This window comes from Asticcacaulis sp. SL142 (assembly GCF_026625745.1).
GTDB lineage: Bacteria > Pseudomonadota > Alphaproteobacteria > Caulobacterales > Caulobacteraceae > Asticcacaulis.
Genome location: NZ_CP113061.1, coordinates 2072384 through 2088771, shown reverse-complemented (window position 1 = coordinate 2088771; position 16388 = coordinate 2072384). Strand labels below are relative to the sequence as shown.

The following is a 16388-nucleotide window of genomic DNA, read 5'->3' as shown; positions in this document are numbered from 1 at the left end:
TGCTCATTTCGCGATGAGCGGCCCTTTTCTTTACGCGTGCATTTGTGTCGGATGTGAAATGTGTTGGTTTTTTGCCACATTTTTTGCAAGTTGATAATGAAAGTCAAAAACTGGTCATTTTGCACTTGCAAAAGACGGGATTAGGTTTAATCGGGCTTGCGAATGATTATTAACTGCGGGATGCGGCTGATAGTCTCTCGATATTCACAAGTACGGAAAACCAAAACCCATGACCAAAATTCGCAGCCGTAAACACAGCGTCAACCGCTATCTGGCCACCGTCGCCGCCGTAGCCCTTCCGGCCATACCCCTCATCGCCCACGCTCAGGCTGCCGAAGAAAAAACCCTGAAAGAAGTCACGGTCACGGCCACGGTTGATAAGTACAAGGCTGAACTGACTTCACCTAAATATACTCAAGCCTTGGTCGATACGCCTAAGACTGTGACGGTCATCACCAAGAACATCATTCAGGAACAGGGTGCCACAACCCTGATGGAAGCTCTGCGCAATACGCCGGGTATCACCATGCAACTGGGTGAAAACGGTAATACGTCATCAGGTGATACGTTCCAGATGCGTGGCTTTTCGGCGCAGTCTTCGCTGTTCCTCGATGGCATTCGCGATCTGGGTGCCGTGACCCGCGATACCTTTAACATCGAGCAGATCGAAGTGGCTAAGGGCCCGTCCGGTTCGGATGGTGGCCGGGGTTCGTCTTCGGGCTATATAAATCTGGTGTCAAAGCTGCCGACCCTTCAGGATGCCTCTTCGCTTCAGGCCAACCTGACCTCGGAGGGGGGGCTGCGGGGTGCGGTCGATGTCAATTACAAGGTGGGTGATACCGTCGCCTTCCGCCTAAACGCTTTCTCTCAGGACAATGATGTTCCGGGGCGCGATGAAGTTAACAATTCAGGCTATGGCATTGCGCCGTCTCTGGCTTTCGGTCTGGGTACCCGTACCCGCCTTTATGCCTTTGCCCAACATGTGAAGCAGGACAATGTCCCTGACGGTGGCATCCCCAGCATCGGTCTGGAAGGCTTCTATAATGCCAACGCAGCAATCATGGCGGGTGCCAAGGTTGATCGTGAAAATTTCTATGGCTCAGTTAACGATTACGAAAAGACCGAAGCCAACATGCTCACGGTCAAGTTTGAGCATGACCTGAACGAAAACACTTTTATCACCAATACGGCACGTTACGGTAAAACCTCAATGGACCGTGTCCTTACGGGTGTTAACGCGATTACGGCTGTAAGCGCTGACCCCGCAACCTGGACCCTGAGCCGATCGCGTCAAGGCGTGGATCAGGAAAATGAAATCCTGGCCAACCAGACCAGCATCGTCACATCCTTCACCACAGGCGGAATTGAGCACGATCTGTCGGCTGGGGCCGAAGTCATGTATGAGCGTCAGAAGACCCTGACTCTGGCTACGTCCATACCGGGGACGCCCACCGCGTTAATTCCGGCAATCCCTGCGGCTAATCTTTATAATCCTAATGCCAATGTTGCCTTGCCGCCTCTTTTGCATACGGGCGCTATGACCGAGGGCAGCACCACGACCCTGTCAATTTATGCCTTTGATACCATTAAGTTAAATGAACAATGGTTGATCAATGCGGGCTTCCGCTCGGACACTTATTCAACTGAAACGGATATCATTACGGTCCAGGGTCTGGTCGCGGCGGGGGCTGTGCAGACCATTCCTGCGGGCACAAAACTGGCCTCGCACATTGAAGGCGATGATACAGTGTTTAGCTGGAATGTGGGCACGGTCTATAAGCCTCTGCCGAACGGTTCGGTCTATGCGTCGATTGCCAATTCGGTGACACCTCCGGGCGGTGCGAACTTCACCCTGAGCGAAAGCGCCACCTCGACATCGAACCCGAACCTCGATCCGCAAGAAACCCTCAACTACGAAGTCGGCACGAAGTGGGATTTACTGAATGAGCACCTATCGGTGACGGCGGCATACTACCGCACAGAACACGAGAACGAAATCGCGACCGACTCTGATCCGTCGTCTGAGGTTCGCGTCGTCCAGTTCGGTAAGCGCATCGTTGAAGGTGTGGAACTGAGCGTGGTCGGTAAGATCAGTGACAAATGGAGCATTATGGGTGGCATCGCGACCATGGACACAGAGATTACCGAAGGCTCGACCGGTAACAATGGTAATGGCGCGGCGGCCCGCTGGTCTCCGGACCTGACCGGCACTGTCTGGACGACCTATAAGGTACTGCCTAAACTGACTATCGGTGGCGGTGCGCGCTACACGTCTGACCAAAAGCGTGTGGTTGATCCGACGGCCAATGTCTCAACCTCCAACGTACCTGAAATCCCGTCCTATTGGGTGGTGGATGCCATGGCAGCCTATGATTTCAACCGTGATGTGGCTCTGCGTTTGAATGTCTATAACCTCTTCGATGAAGACTATATCGCCACGCTGAATAACTCCGGCGCGCGTCTAACCATGGGCCAGCCACGCTCGGCAACCTTGAGCCTGAGCTACAAGTTCTAATCAGGCTTGGTACGACAAAAAGAACGGCCCCCGTTATGATGACGGGGGCTGTTTTTGTTGGGAAAACCTGTAAAACGGTATCAGGAGATAACTATAATGATGCTGCATATTCCCGAAGTGTTAAGCTCTGATCAGCTTGAGCATATTCGCGCGGGCCTTAACGCGGCACCGTGGCAGGACGGGGCGGCCACCGCCGGGCCGCAGGCCGTGCAGGTCAAGCACAATCGCCAACTGCCCGCCGACGCGCCCCAGTCTCAGATCTTGGCTGATATAGTCACAAAGGCGCTTAAAGCCCATCCGCTGTTTGTCTCGGCCGCCCTGCCGCACCTCATCCTGACACCGCGCTTTAATGCCTACGAAGGCGGGGGGCATTACGGTAATCATGTCGATAGTGCCATTCACTTTGATCCGCTGAAAAACATCAGTGTGCGCACCGATGTCTCCTGCACCGTGTTTCTGAACGACCCCCCAGACTATGACGGCGGCGAACTGATTGTTGAGGATACTTACGGCGCCCATGAGGTGAAACTTAAGTCCGGGGATGCCATACTCTATCCATCAACCTCCCTGCACCGAGTCGAGCCGGTCACGCGCGGGGTGCGGCTGGCGTCGTTTTTGTGGGTGCAGAGCATGGTCAGGGACGATACCCGCCGTCAGATGTTGTTCGATCTGGACATGACCATTCTGAAGCTGCGGCAGACCCTCGGCGACTGTGCCGAAGTGGTAGCGCTGACGGCGCACTATCATAACCTTCTTCGCCAATGGGCCGACTTATGAAGGGCGAACTGTGACCATACTGACCGCCATCCCCCGCGATATCGTCAGTCTTAGCGACTATGAGCGCTATGCCCGCGCACGGCTGGATGATAATGCTTGGGTCTATCTGATGAGCGGGGCGGGTGATGAACTGACCCTGACCGATAATATGCAGGCCTATCAGCGCATCAAACTGGCGGGGCATGTGCTGGGGAATGTGGCGGGCGGCCATACCCGGTTGGAGCTGCTGGGGCGGGCCTTGCCGCATCCGATATGTGTGGCGCCTATGGCCTATCATAAACTGTTCCATCCGGACGGGGAGGCGGCGACCGCTATGGGGGCTGGTGCGGTCGGGGCTGGCATGGTCATAAGCTCGCTGGCGTCGGTGTCGTTTGAGGACATTGTGGCCAAGGCCACCGATCCGTTGTGGCTGCAACTCTATCTGCAACCGGATCGGGGCGTGGTACTTGAGATGGTGCGTCGGGCTGAAAGCCTTGGGTTTGCTGGGCTGATGGTCACGGTCGATGCGCCGCTGGCGGGGCTTCGGAACCGGGAACAGCGGGCGGGATTTGCGCTGCCGGACGGGGTGAGGGCGGTCAATGTTATGTCGCCGTCCACGCCTTTGCCGCCGCTTTCTGCCGGTCAGAGCGTAGTGTTTGATGGCCTGATGGCGCAGGCGCCGACCTGGGCAGATATGGAATGGCTGACCGGCCAGACCCAATTGCCGGTGATGCTTAAGGGCATACTGACGCCCACGGATGCGGTGCGGGCTTTTGAGGTCGGGGCGGCGGGTGTGGTTATATCCAATCATGGCGGGCGTATTCTGGATGGCCTGCCTGCCACGATTGAGGTTCTGCCCGCTATAGTCGCAGCTACCCAAGGGCGCGGGCCGGTGCTGATCGATGGCGGTATCCGGCGCGGCAGCGATGTTTTCAAGGCACTGGCACTCGGGGCGTCTGCGGTGATGATAGGCCGTCCGGTCATGCACGCGCTTGCCACCGCCGGGGCTTTAGGGGTGGCGCACGCCATCCGCACCCTGCACGAGGAACTGGAAGTGGTCATGGCCTTAAGTGGCTGCGCGACTCTAAAGGATATCTCGCCTGCGCATCTAATTACCGCGCGGCCATAACTGTGGCCTTAAAATAACACCAATGAAAATCAATGTAGATTTCATTGTCAGACCTAAAAATACGTCTTAAGGTGGTCATGTCCGGCGACCTTAACCTATCGACTCCCTCTATAGGCCTAGGCTTGCGCCCAAACTGGCCCCACATTAAGGCACCCGTCAGGACGCACACACCTGACGGGTTTCTTTTATATTTAAACTAATCTTGAAAATATTATTACCCATAAAAAAATGGGTTTAATTGCGCCGACCTGCCGGACGGATCTGCAATCCCATGTCGCGCTCAATCTTTTCCCGCAGTTGCAGGCGCTTGGTCAGCGAATAGGTGTTGAGGCAAATGGTAAAGGTGGCACCAATCAGTTCAGCCACCTCAGTTTCGCCCTCGGCTTCGGCGATCGATTTGATGTAATCCAGCGCGGCTATGACATTGTGAATGGTCTGCTCGCCGTTATCGAGATCGTCCAGAGAAAAGACTTCCGGTGCTGTCTGGTTCATGTGCCTGCCCCTTACGTTGCTTCCAAAAGCCCCCGCCCTCGAAACCGTAAGAGCCAAGCTAATCGGAATAATTATGCCTGTGCATCACGAGAATACGTGATGCTGGCGCTAGATCATTATGTTTTAAGATGGAAACATAATGATCTAAGCTTATCTTAAGTCCCTCGCCGGGCGGTGGTTATGCCACCTTGGCCGCCGCCTCAGTGGCGGCTTGAGCGAAATGATTCCGTCAAAAATCATTCCGCTTTAAAGGCGTGAGATCAGGGATGAATTATGCCGGCCATGACCGCCTTGACGACCGCTTGGACGCGGTTGGTGACGTCGAGTTTGCGGAAAATATGGCGCATATGGGTGTCAACCGTGTTGCGGCTGATGGTCAGTATGGAAGCGATATCTTCATCGGTCTTGCCGGAGGCGACCCATAGCAGGATTTCCTCCTCTTTTGGGGTCAGTACCGCAAAGGTCTGGGTTTCTGACCTGGCGTACAGGCGCTTATAGGCCGCATAGAACTGCGTGCAGTAGGCGCTGATGAGATCTAGGTTTTTCAGACAGGCATTACTGCGTTCACGGGACGCCAGAGCGACCCCGGCGATCTGGGCTCGTGACCCCTTAAACGGTATGCCAATGCCGTTATTAAGGCCAGCGTCTTCGGCCATACGAAACAGACTTATCTGCGTTTTGGTCAGGGCGTTCTGTTTCTCAAGGTCGGACCACAGAAAACCCCAGTGATGGGTAGCGGCGGCTCTCAATACCGGATCAATGCGCGCCACGTCTTTTTCCACATAGTATTTTTGCCAGTCTTCGGGGTAGCTGACAAAGATGCTGCTGCGATTGTGCTCCGGCGGCAGATCAAGATCGCGCGGTATCGAGAAATTGACCTGATCATAGCCAAACCGGTGCATCGCCGACGTGAAGGTGCCAAACAGCTCATCAGCCGTTGCGGCGCGGGCCGTATCCGCGATAAAATCTTCGAAACGATGGGTACCGGTTTTATGCAGCATGACTTGAATTAAGGCTGTGTTGGGTTCACGCTACACGGCAATTGTGATCACGGCAACGACTAAGGTTGTAGCCAGCTTAGGGTAGATAATAATGGCTTTGGCAGTGTCTTCTGATTTCGACGGCGGTAATATTGAGGTTGTGGCTATAGATGGCGTCCGGGCCGATCTGCGCATCCGTAAAGACACCCAGGCGGGCTGGAGCCAGTGGTTTTATTTCCGGGTCGATGGTGAAATTGGTCAGCCGCTGACCCTGACCCTCAAAGACGTTAATCAATGCTCATACCCGGACGGCTGGGATAATTACCGCGCACGCGTCTCAGAAGATGGGGAGGTTTGGCGTCAGTGCGATACCCGCTATGAAAACGGCGATCTGATCATCAGCTATACGCCGCAAACGCCGGTCGTGTGGTTTGCCTATTTTGCCCCCTATGGCCTCAAGCGCCATGAGGAACTGCTGCACCGGGCCGCCGGGGCGGGGGGCAAGCTCGACATCATCGGTCATTCGACCGAGGGGCGGCCCATTTCACGCTTGCGGTTAGGCAGTGGACCCAAAAAAGTGTGGTTTCTGGGGCGGCAGCACGCCGGCGAAACCATGGCGAGCTGGTGGATGGACGGGGCGGTGGCCCACCTGATGAAAACCGGCGACCCGGCGGTGGCAGAACTGCTGTCGAAAGCGACCGTCTATCTGGTGCCGCTGGTTAATATCGACGGCGCGTTCCACGGCAATCTGCGCGCCAATGCGGCGGGGCTTGATCTGAACCGGCAATGGCACATTCCGCCCGAAAATGCGCCGGAAGTGGCCGCTATCCTTAAGGCCATGGACGATACGGGCGTCGATTTCATGATGGATGTTCACGGTGACGAAGCCATTCCGCATGTCTTTATTGACGGCTGCGATATCGATGTGAAATCGACTCCGGTCCAAAAGACAGGCTGTCAGGACTATTATGCGGCGCTGCTGAACGCCTCACCGGCCTTTCAGACCACCTATGGCTATCCGCCCAACTTTGGGGGTGATGACGCCCCGACCATCTGCGCGCGCGCCGTGCCCCGTCGCTATGGCTGTGTCGGGATGACGCTGGAAATGCCTTTCAAGGACAGTCTGGATGTGCCCGATGCTGAACAGGGCTGGTCGCCTCAGGCCAGCGCCGATCTGGGTGCGGCCTGTCTTAAGGCGCTGAACGAAATCCTTTGACCCTGAAAACTCACGCCTTTTGGCGGCGGTCGGGCTGATCCTGTTCCATGTAGCGCAGAACCAGATCGGCCGACATGGGCTTTGAGAAATACCAGCCCTGAATGTAGTCGCCGCCCAGTTCGCTCAATATTTCATACTGGGCTTCGGTCTCGACCCCTTCCATCACGCAGGTCAGTCCCATATCCTGACATAGCACGATCAGCGAGCGCACGATCTTAAAGCTGGCTGGATTGGTGTCGATGTCCGAGATGAAGCTCTTGTCGACCTTGATCTTATCCAGCGGCAGCTTATGGACGTGGCTAAGCGAGGAATAGCCGGTGCCGAAATCATCGAGCGAAATGCCGCATCCCAGGGCCTTCAAAGCGTCAATCGCCCGGCGAGCTTGGATGAAATCACTGGTGATCGAGGTTTCGGTGATCTCAAAATCTATGCGCTTAGGGTCAACCCCGCTTTGGTTGACGCAGGCGATAATCTGCACCACACCTTCGGCTACGGCAATGTCCTGCGCCGACAGATTGATCGAAATGCGCATCTGATCCGGCCAGGTCGCCGCCGCTCTGAGGGCCTTTTGGATCAATATCTTCGTCATCGGCCGGATCAGCCCGGCGCGTTCGGCGATGGGAATGAACCGGTCCGGGCCAATGGCACCCAGGAACGGGCTTTGCCAGCGCGCCAAAGCCTCGAAGGCCGCGATACGGCCGGTGCGGGCATCAACGATCGGCTGATAGACCACCGACAATTCACACTCCAGATCGGCTGCCTGCAGGGCCTGCTCGACCACGCTGTGCTCATGGATCAGCTTCTCATGGGCCTGCGAGAACAGCACAGTCTGCCCGCGCAGGTGGCGTTTGGCGTAGTAAAGCGCATAGTCGGCCCGCTCAAACAGGCCATCAGGGGTATTGGCGGAATCCGGGAAGGTGGCAAAGCCGATACAGGCCGAAATCTGAGCGTGTGAGGCGCCAATGTCATATGGCAGGCGCACGACATCGCCCAGTTTTTTACCTAACGCCATCAGGTCTTCGTCACTGGGATTACCCGTCACGATCAGCCCGAACTCATCACCGCCCAACCGCGATAAAATGATGTTGGCGCCACACAGGTCTTGCAGGCGGCGACCGGCCTCCACCAGCACCCGGTCGCCGGTAGCATGGCCGTAGGTGTCATTGACCGGCTTAAAGCCATCCAAGTCTACAATGCCAATGGCGAAACGGTCACCACTTTTGTGGCAGATTTCGAACGTCAGCGTCAGGGCGGCGAAGAACCGTCTGCGGTTTGGCAGGTCGGTCAGGCTGTCGAGATTGGCGATACGAAAGTTATCATCGCTCAGGCGTTCGGTCTCTGCCTGCTTGCAGATCAGATCCTTGCGCGATTGCACCATATTGGCAAACTCGCGGTAGTAGACCATCAGAATAAACACCATAGCAATCGATACGATCGCCAGATTGATCGCCACGGCACGCAAGGCCGTATGGCCTTGCATCAAAAGAAAGATGGAAAAGGGCGCATTGGCGATGAGTATAACGCTGAGTGCTGCCGAGCGCAGACTCATCAGGCAGAAGATGCAGCCGATGACCGTCAGTGCCAGACAAAAAGCCACCGCGCTTTGGGCATAGGCGTCGCCATACTGATAAATAATGAGGCCGTACGTAGTGTAAGACGCTGTCAGCAGCGATGCCAGTAAATTAGTGAGTTTGAGGTGTTTCAGGGCCTGCTCGTCGCTGACGGTTTTGCCGCGACGCCGGAACCAGACCCAAAGCCGGACAGCACAAATCATAAAAAAGCCAGCGGGTATATACAGAGACAACCACACAGGGGCTATGTCATGATAGGTGATGCCGATGGCAATCGAGGTCGAGGCCAGGATCAGATAAAGCAGGGGTAGCTGTTTGGACAGGGCGTCAAACTGGGCGCGCACCAACTCGGTATTGTCCGACTGGACACGGAAGAGATTAATCAGGCGTACAAAGGGCGACGGGGACAAGGGCTCAACCTGCGGACGGCGGACAAAACGTCCGTTCACGAATTCTTCGATTGAGGGAATTCTAGCAGGCTTAGATAAACAAACCTTTACGCGCGGCGTCGATATTTTCAGGGTTTGTTTTGGCTGCTAACCACCTGAAAAAACAGAAAAAAAGGCCACTTCATCGCCATCATTCAGGGCTGTGTCATCGCGTGTTTTGGTCTGGTTGACGCTCATGTGAATATCGGATGGTTTCAGGGCCTGCGCGGCCAATAGGTCTCTAAATACCGTATCACGCAATTGGTGCAGGTTCAGGCCTGTTTCATGCGCCACGGTGATTTCGCGCTGGCCGATCAGGTCAGATATTTTCCCGAAAAATAAAATGCGGATCATGTGGTTTCCTTAACAGGGCTTTGTAACCATATAACCAGATAAGACGAATTTACAGTCACATTCGCGCGGTTTTTCTGTTCACGATCAGGCTTTTGATGTAGCCTGACCTACAGGTTTGATATGACGTCTTTATACCAGTCTTCGCCCCTTACGGCCCGCGCCGATGTTCATGGCCGCCGCATTTCCTATGTACGGATTTCGGTGACGGATCGCTGCGACCTGCGCTGCACCTACTGCATGAGCGAGCGCCAGACCTTTTTGCCGAAATCAGCGCTGTTGTCCTATGAGGAACTGGAGCGCTTAAGCCTGTTTCTGATGGATCAGGGGGTAAAAACCCTGCGCATCACCGGTGGCGAACCGTTGGTGCGCAAAGGCATATTGGGCTTTCTGAAACGGGTGGGTGCGCATGTCGAAACCGGGCGTCTGAAAGAACTAACCCTGACGACCAATGGGACATTGCTTAAGGACGCCGTGCCCGATCTGGTGGCGGCGAATATCAAACGCATCAATGTGTCGATGGATAGCCTGAAACCCGATGTGTTCGGGCGCATTACGCGCGGCGGGGATATCACCAAGGTGATCGAAGGGATCGAGACGGCGCAAGGCTCAGGCATCAAAATCAAGCTGAATGTGGTTGTGCTGGCGCGTGATAACCGCGCGGAAATTTCGGACATTATCACCTGGGCGCACGGACGCGGGATCGATGTCTCGCTGATTGAGACCATGCCGCTGGGTGATGATATTGCGGGCCGCGAGGATCAGTTTGTATCGTTGCGCGATGTCGTACGCGACCTGTCATCGTTCTGGAGCCTTGAGCCTTTACGTGAAAAAACCGCGGGGCCGGCGCGTTATTACCGTGTTGCGGAAACCGGCGGTAAGCTGGGGCTGATCACGCCGCTCAGCCATAATTTCTGCGACGATTGCAACCGGGTGCGGGTGACCGCCACGGGTAAGCTCTATATGTGTCTGGGGCAGGAGGATCATGTCGATCTGGCCGCCGCGTTGCGGGCTGATCCGACCGATGCTGGCCTTGATGCCGCCTATACCGAAGCCCTCAGCCATAAACCCCGCCGCCATGAATTCCTGATTGAATCGGGTACAGTGCGCGGCGTGGGCAACCGTACCATGTCCGTCACCGGAGGATAGATTTTGCTGCCCCTTACCGACACTGACCGCGCCTATATCGGGGCCGGACGCATCCATGAAGACCGCCCGTTCAAATCCGTCAATATCGCCATACTCACCGTATCCGACACGCGCACGGCGGAAAACGATACCTCCGGCGATGTACTGGCGCGTCGGATCACTGAGGCGGGCCATCATCTGGCGGCGCGCGATATTGTGCGCGATGATGTTGAGCATATCCGCGGCGCGATCCGCACCTGGATTGCGTCAGGTGATGTCGATGTGATCATAACCACCGGTGGCACCGGCATTACCGGCCGCGATGTCACCCCTGAAGCGGTCGAGCCGATGTTTGATAAACGCATCGAAGGCTTTTCGACCATTTTTCATATGGTCAGTTTCCAGACGGTCGGCCTGTCGACCCTGCAATCGCGGGCCTTGGCGGGGCTAATTGACGGCGTGTTTGTGTTCTGCCTGCCGGGTTCAAACGGGGCGTGCAAGGATGGCTGGGATAAGGTCATCCGCTGGCAATTGGATAGCCGTCATGGGCCATGCAACATGGTCGAACTGATGCCCCGATTAAAGGAGTAACCAAATGGCTGCGCTCAAAGGCATAACCGTCGATCAGGCCGCTGATTTTCTGCGCATGGTGGCGCCGAAACCGCGCACGCAGAAGGTGAAGCTGGAAAAAGCGCGCGGTCGGGTGCTGGCCGAAGATGTGCTGGCCACCCGCGATCAGCCGCCGTTCAATGCCTCGGCCATGGATGGTTATGCGGTGGTGGATCTGATCAGCGACGAGGCCCTGCAAAAAGAGCCGCTGACGGTGGTTGGCGAAAGTCTGGCCGGGCGGCGCTTCAAAGGGGATCTGATTGCCGGTGAGGCGGTGCGCATCTTTACCGGCGCGCCGGTACCAGCGATGACCAACGCAGTTATCATTCAGGAAAATATCGACCGGCAATCAGATCTTATTTTCGTGCAACCTGATGGCTGGGCCTCTAAAAGCGATAATATCCGTCCGCGTGGTGGTGATTTCAAGGCGGGCGAGGTCTTGCTTAAGGCGGGACAAATCCTTGATCCGTGGGCGTTATCGCTGGTCGCGGCTGCCGGATACCATAAGGTTGTTGTGCGCAAAAAACCGGTGGTGGCGATCCTCTCCAACGGCGATGAACTGGTGCGGGTAGGTGAAAAACCAAAATCCGATCAGATTTTTGAATCCGGCTCTCACGCCCTGATAGGCCTGGTCGAACAGTGGGGCGCTAAGGCGAAATTCATAGGTGCTGCCGGGGATTCGGTGAAATGCATCCATAAGGCACTCAAAGGCGTGAAAGCCGATCTGATTGTTACCATCGGCGGGGCCAGTGTCGGCGATTACGATCTGGTCAAACCGGCGCTGGAACAACTGGGGCTACAGGTCGATTTCGCCAGCATCAATATCCGGCCCGGCAAGCCGACATGGTTGGGCAATCTCGAAGACGGCACCCGCGTTTTGGGCCTGCCCGGCAACCCGGCCTCGGCCATGGTCTGCGCGCAGTTGTTTTTGCGGCCCTATATCGAGGCGGCTCTCGGCCGCTATGAGGCACGGCCTATGCTTGCCGCCAAACTGACTGCCGCACTCCCTGCCAATGGCCCGCGTGAAAGCTGGCTGCGAGCTGTGATCACCCATGATGATAAGGGCCAGCTTAAGGTCACGGCCCTGCGCGATCAGGACTCGTCGCTGGTGACGGTATTTGCCAAATCCAATGCCTTGCTGCGCCGCCCTTCCGACGCTCCGGTTGTGAAGACCGGCGATCTGGTGCCGGTTTTGCCGCTAGATCGTTTGTTGTAAGCTTAGATCGGCCAGACTATTGATATTGGTATAGGCGCGTTCATCGGTGGGGGTGAGGGTGCTGATCTTTTGCGTGCTCAAAAACCGCAAAACGCCCAAGCCACCATCAGCCTGACGCAAGGCCTGATCAAGGGCCGCAAACACGGACGGCTGCCACAAGGCGCATAGAGGATGATCGCGCAGACCCTTAATGTAGATGATATCCGCGCCCGACACCATCTGGGCGGTTACCAGCGATTTGACCATGGTCGCGGGGATATGCGGCATATCGCACGGCAGGCTGATCATCGATTTGGCTTTCATCCGTATGGCCGCTTTAAGTCCGGTGTGGATGCCGCTTAAGGGGCCGAGATTGGCAGTGGCCGGATCATCATAGATCAGCGGGGTTTTCAGGGTGCGCAATTGCGTGGCCACCGGCGATATCGGCTCCCCGGCATTGATCAGAAGCTGCGATACTTGCGGGGTCAGGGCGGCTATGGCATGGCTGATCAGGGGCGCGTGATCATAGATGGCAAACGGCTTATTGCCGCCCATCCGCTGGCCCTGCCCCCCCGCCAGGATCACGCCCACAATCATGCTGTCTGTACTTTCGGCCATGCTTGAAGTGTAGCGGACGCACCCATCCGTGCAAAGCGGAAAGCCTCACCGACTCCGATCAGAACGGGGCCTTCATAAGCGGCTTCCGCGACCTGTGCGGCCAGTTCGTTTAAACGTCCCTTGATGGCACGGGCGTAAGCGCGGCCAGCGTTTTCGACGATGATGATGGGGGTGTCGGCGATGCGGCCCGCCGATAAGAGCCGCGCTTCGATATGGGCGGCATTGTGCGATGACATGTAAAACACCAGCGAGGTTTGTGGATCGCAGACGGCGGATTCTTTCAGGTCAATCGAGCCGTCCTTGGTGCGGCCGGTCAGAAAGGTGACCGAACGGGCTTCGCCGCGATGGGTGAGCGGGAATGAAAACTGGGCTGCGGCGGCGGAGGCTGCGGTGACGCCGGGCAGGGTTTTGTGCGCAATATTGTGGGCCTCAAGGTAGTCGCGTTCCTCTTCGACGCGACCAAATACCGACGGATCGCCGCCTTTGAGGCGCACCACATGCAGCCCTTTTTTGGCTAACCGCACCATCAGGGCATTGGTCTTGTCCTGCGGCACCGACAAGCGGTCACCGCGCTTACCGACGCAGATCTTGACGCATTTTGCGGGGGCCAGAGCGATGATATCTTCGCTGACGAGGGCATCATAAAGCACCGCCTGCGCCGATTGCAGAGCTTTCAGCGCCCCCAGCGTCAGGTGATCGGCATCGCCAGGGCCTGCGCCGACTAAGGATACAAAACCATCACGCATGAACCGGTTCCTTTGTGATCGCCCGTTTCAGCAGGCACTGTTTCAGTTCACCCTTGCACGATCCGCAGGAGGTGCCGGCGGTGGTGGCGTCACCGATGTCATCGACAGTCTTGGCCCCGTCATCGATGGCAGCATTGATGGCGATTTCGCCCACTGACCGGCAGGCGCAGATAATGCGGCCTTTGTCGGCCATCCCCGGCAGACGCCCGATCAGCAGGGCGGCGCGGTCGGCAGGCTTAAGTTCGGCATCGCCAAACCGCTCCAGCAGCCAGTCACGCGGCGGCAATTTTTTATGGATCGGGGCCAGGAACATCGCCCGCGTAATCCGCCCGTCCTCAACCTGCACCCGCCGCGTCAGGCCGGTGGTCGCATCTTCCAATATAAGGTTGGCCTCGACCATCGACATATCGACCGGCGCAATTCCGGCGATCTCGAAACAGTCGGCATGGGCGTGGGCGGTGCGCCGCCAGATAGTGTCATCGCTCCACGTCGGCAACTCACCATCGAAATCACGCGGGGCCATGACAAAGCCGTGCCAGGCTTCGTTATAGGCACGGACATGGGCAGGCGTATGCTTGAACTCCGGCTGACCCGACATCGGATCAACGGCGGGGTTGATGAGTTGGTTTGAGCGGCCAAACGGCGCGAACTGCTTCGTCCAGTGCATGGGAATATGCAGGCTGCCTTCGCGCACATCGTCGGTCACGCGGGCCTTGAGAATGGCCTCACCATAGGCCGTGGTCACGACTGCCAGCCGCCCGTCCTTGATGTGCAGACGACGGGCATCCTTGGGGTGGATATCGAGCAGCGGCTCGGTGATATGGCGGTTCAGTTCCGGTGCTAAAGCCGTGCGCGTCATTGTGTGCCAGTGATCGCGCACGCGGGCCGAATTGAGGTGGAACGGGAAATCATCCGTGGTCTGATTGGCGGGGCTGCGCACAATCGGCGGCACTAATCGCGCGCGACCATTTGGGGTGTTGAACTGACCATCTGCGAACAGACGATCCCCCGGCAGACCACCCTTTTTAAACGGCCAGCGCACCGGCTGAAGGGCGTCATATTCGGCCTTTGTCATACCCGTGAGGCCACCCAGATCAAGGAAGCGTTTGCCGTCATTTTCAAAGGCGGTCAGGCCAGCATGTTCGGCAAAAACCTCATCCGGCCCGGCCCAATTGAAAGCCGATACCCAGTCAGGATTCATGCGGCGGGCGACGTCGGCGATGATCGCCCAGTCAGGCCGCACGGAACCCGGCAAGGGAGTGAGGTTCCGCTGACGCGAAATGACCCGCTCTGAGTTGGTAACCGTGCCGTCTTTTTCGCCCCACGCTGCGGCGGGAAACTGAATATGGGCCATGTCCATGGTGTCGGTACGCGCGATCACGTCCGATACGACCACCAGTTCGCAGTTCGACAGGGCCTCATGAATTTTGTTGGTATCCGGCATGGACACCATCGGATTGGTCGCCATGATCCAGATAGCCTTGACCTTACCCAAACGTACCGCCTCGAACATATCGACGGCTTTTAACCCTGCCTTGGGCGCGATGGTTGGTGAGCCCCAATAGCGTTGGACGAGGGATTTTGAGGCCTCATCAAAATCCATGTGGGCGGCCAGCATGTTGGCCAGCCCCCCAACCTCGCGCCCGCCCATGGCGTTGGGCTGACCGGTGATCGAGAAGGGCGCGGCCCCCGGCTTGCCGATCTTGCCCGACAACAGGTGGGCATTGATCAGCGCCAGCCCTTTGTGGACGCCCGACGATGACTGGTTTGAACCCATCGAAAACAGGCTGACGACCTTGGGCGTGTGCAAAAATCCGTCGTAGAATTTTTTGAGATCAGCGACTGAAATACCGCAATCTTCGGCTATGGCGTCAAGGCTCTGGTCGTCGGTGCTCAAAGCCGCCATCAGGCGCGAATAGCCTTCCGTGTGGTGATCGATAAAGTCATGATCGAGCGCGTCGCGGGCAATCAAGTGCGCGCACAATCCGTTCCACAGCCGCACATCGGTTTGCGGTTTAATCATCAGATGCAGATCGGCGGCCTTAGCGGTATCGGTGCGCTTGGGGTCGATGCAGACGCGGAACTGGCCCTCACGGCTCTCGATCCGGCGGTACAGCACCGGATGGGTCCAGGCAGCGTTGTGGCCTGAGAACACCAGCATGTCGGCCTCAGTTAAGTCGTCATAGGTTCCGGGTACCAGATCAGCCCCGAACGCCTGCTTGTGGGCGGCGACGGCGGACGACATGCAAAGGCGCGAATTGGTGTCGACATTGGCTGTGCCGATATAACCCTTGGCCAGTTTGTTGACGGCGTAATAATCCTCAGTAAGAAGTTGACCCGACACATAAAACGCCACCGCGTCTGGGCCGTGATCGCGGATAATTTGCGCAAATTTAGCGGCGACGGTATCCAGAGCCTCGTCCCACGATACCGCCTCTAACTGGCCATGGCGGCGGATGCGGGGTTCAAGCAACCGACCCTCTAAGCCGAAGGTGTTACCAAGTGCGGTACCTTTGGAGCACAGCCGACCCTGATTGGCGGGATGGGTTTCATCGCCGGTCACGGTCATCTGGCGGTTATTGATGACAGCCTTAACCCCGCAGCCGACGCCGCAGTAAGGGCATGTAGTTGCTTGCGGGGAAGGGGGCACGATA

At 56.9% G+C, this 16388-nt stretch carries 14 protein-coding genes; 7 read left to right on the top strand and 7 right to left on the bottom strand.

Features of this window, described 5'->3' with window-relative positions:
- Positions 1-229 precede the first annotated feature (229 nt).
- From OVA03_RS09455 to OVA03_RS09445, 3 genes are all read left to right on the top strand, one after another.
- Entirely contained in the window at positions 230-2515 is a 2286-nt protein-coding gene (locus OVA03_RS09455) for a catecholate siderophore receptor Fiu (protein WP_267523979.1), read from the top strand.
- A 96-nt stretch (positions 2516-2611) separates the two neighbouring features.
- Positions 2612-3292 carry a Fe2+-dependent dioxygenase gene (locus OVA03_RS09450; protein ID WP_267523978.1) on the top strand — a complete coding sequence of 227 codons (681 nt, stop codon included), beginning with the start codon at positions 2612-2614 and terminating at the stop codon, positions 3290-3292.
- Positions 3293-3302: 10 nt separating this feature from the next.
- Positions 3303-4400, top strand: a complete 1098-nt coding sequence (locus OVA03_RS09445; RefSeq protein ID WP_267523977.1) for an alpha-hydroxy acid oxidase — start codon at positions 3303-3305, stop codon at positions 4398-4400.
- A gap of 234 nt (positions 4401-4634) precedes the next feature.
- Here the strand turns inward: OVA03_RS09445 and OVA03_RS09440 are convergent, their stop codons facing one another.
- The gene (locus OVA03_RS09440; RefSeq protein WP_267523975.1) at positions 4635-4892 is read right to left on the bottom strand and encodes a hypothetical protein; all 258 of its coding nucleotides are present in this window, start codon (positions 4890-4892) and stop codon (positions 4635-4637) included.
- Positions 4893-5152: 260 nt separating this feature from the next.
- Complete coding sequence (locus OVA03_RS09435) at positions 5153-5893, bottom strand: helix-turn-helix transcriptional regulator (protein WP_267523973.1); 741 nt, start codon at positions 5891-5893, stop codon at positions 5153-5155.
- Positions 5894-5984: 91 nt separating this feature from the next.
- On the opposite strand from OVA03_RS09435, the gene OVA03_RS09430 reads away from it, so the two are divergent.
- On the top strand, positions 5985-7088 hold the full coding sequence (locus OVA03_RS09430) for a M14 family metallopeptidase (RefSeq protein ID WP_267523971.1): 1104 nt from the start codon (positions 5985-5987) through the stop codon (positions 7086-7088).
- A gap of 10 nt (positions 7089-7098) precedes the next feature.
- Here OVA03_RS09430 and OVA03_RS09425 read toward each other — a convergent pair whose 3' ends face one another.
- Positions 7099-9108, bottom strand: coding sequence for a putative bifunctional diguanylate cyclase/phosphodiesterase (locus OVA03_RS09425; protein WP_267523969.1), 2010 nt, complete (start codon positions 9106-9108; stop codon positions 7099-7101).
- 87 nt (positions 9109-9195) lie between these two features.
- On the bottom strand, positions 9196-9441 hold the full coding sequence (locus OVA03_RS09420; RefSeq protein WP_267523967.1) for a MoaD/ThiS family protein: 246 nt from the start codon (positions 9439-9441) through the stop codon (positions 9196-9198).
- A 120-nt stretch (positions 9442-9561) separates the two neighbouring features.
- Between OVA03_RS09420 and moaA the strand changes: the two genes are divergently transcribed.
- Genes moaA through glp form a run of 3 tightly spaced genes read left to right on the top strand, consistent with a single transcriptional unit; the run spans position 9562 to position 12391 of the window.
- A complete protein-coding gene (gene moaA, locus OVA03_RS09415) occupies positions 9562-10587 on the top strand; it encodes a GTP 3',8-cyclase MoaA (RefSeq protein ID WP_267523966.1) in 1026 nt (341 codons plus the stop codon).
- Between the two features lie 6 nt (positions 10588-10593).
- Positions 10594-11157, top strand: a complete 564-nt coding sequence (gene moaB, locus OVA03_RS09410; RefSeq protein ID WP_267527705.1) for a molybdenum cofactor biosynthesis protein B — start codon at positions 10594-10596, stop codon at positions 11155-11157.
- Between the two features lie 4 nt (positions 11158-11161).
- Complete coding sequence (glp, locus tag OVA03_RS09405; RefSeq protein WP_267523965.1) at positions 11162-12391, top strand: gephyrin-like molybdotransferase Glp; 1230 nt, start codon at positions 11162-11164, stop codon at positions 12389-12391.
- Here glp and OVA03_RS09400 read toward each other — a convergent pair.
- From OVA03_RS09400 to OVA03_RS09390, 3 genes are read right to left on the bottom strand one after another with little or no spacing between them, the layout of a single operon-like run.
- On the bottom strand, positions 12374-12988 hold the full coding sequence (locus OVA03_RS09400) for a molybdenum cofactor guanylyltransferase (protein WP_267523963.1): 615 nt from the start codon (positions 12986-12988) through the stop codon (positions 12374-12376). The genes glp and OVA03_RS09400 overlap by 18 nt on opposite strands.
- Positions 12964-13734 carry a uroporphyrinogen-III C-methyltransferase gene (gene cobA / locus OVA03_RS09395; protein WP_267523961.1) on the bottom strand — a complete coding sequence of 257 codons (771 nt, stop codon included), beginning with the start codon at positions 13732-13734 and terminating at the stop codon, positions 12964-12966. Before cobA ends, OVA03_RS09400 begins: the two co-directional genes overlap by 25 nt.
- Positions 13727-16384 carry a nitrate reductase gene (locus OVA03_RS09390; protein ID WP_267523959.1) on the bottom strand — a complete coding sequence of 886 codons (2658 nt, stop codon included), beginning with the start codon at positions 16382-16384 and terminating at the stop codon, positions 13727-13729. The genes cobA and OVA03_RS09390 overlap by 8 nt, the downstream gene beginning before the upstream one ends.
- Positions 16385-16388 lie beyond the last annotated feature (4 nt).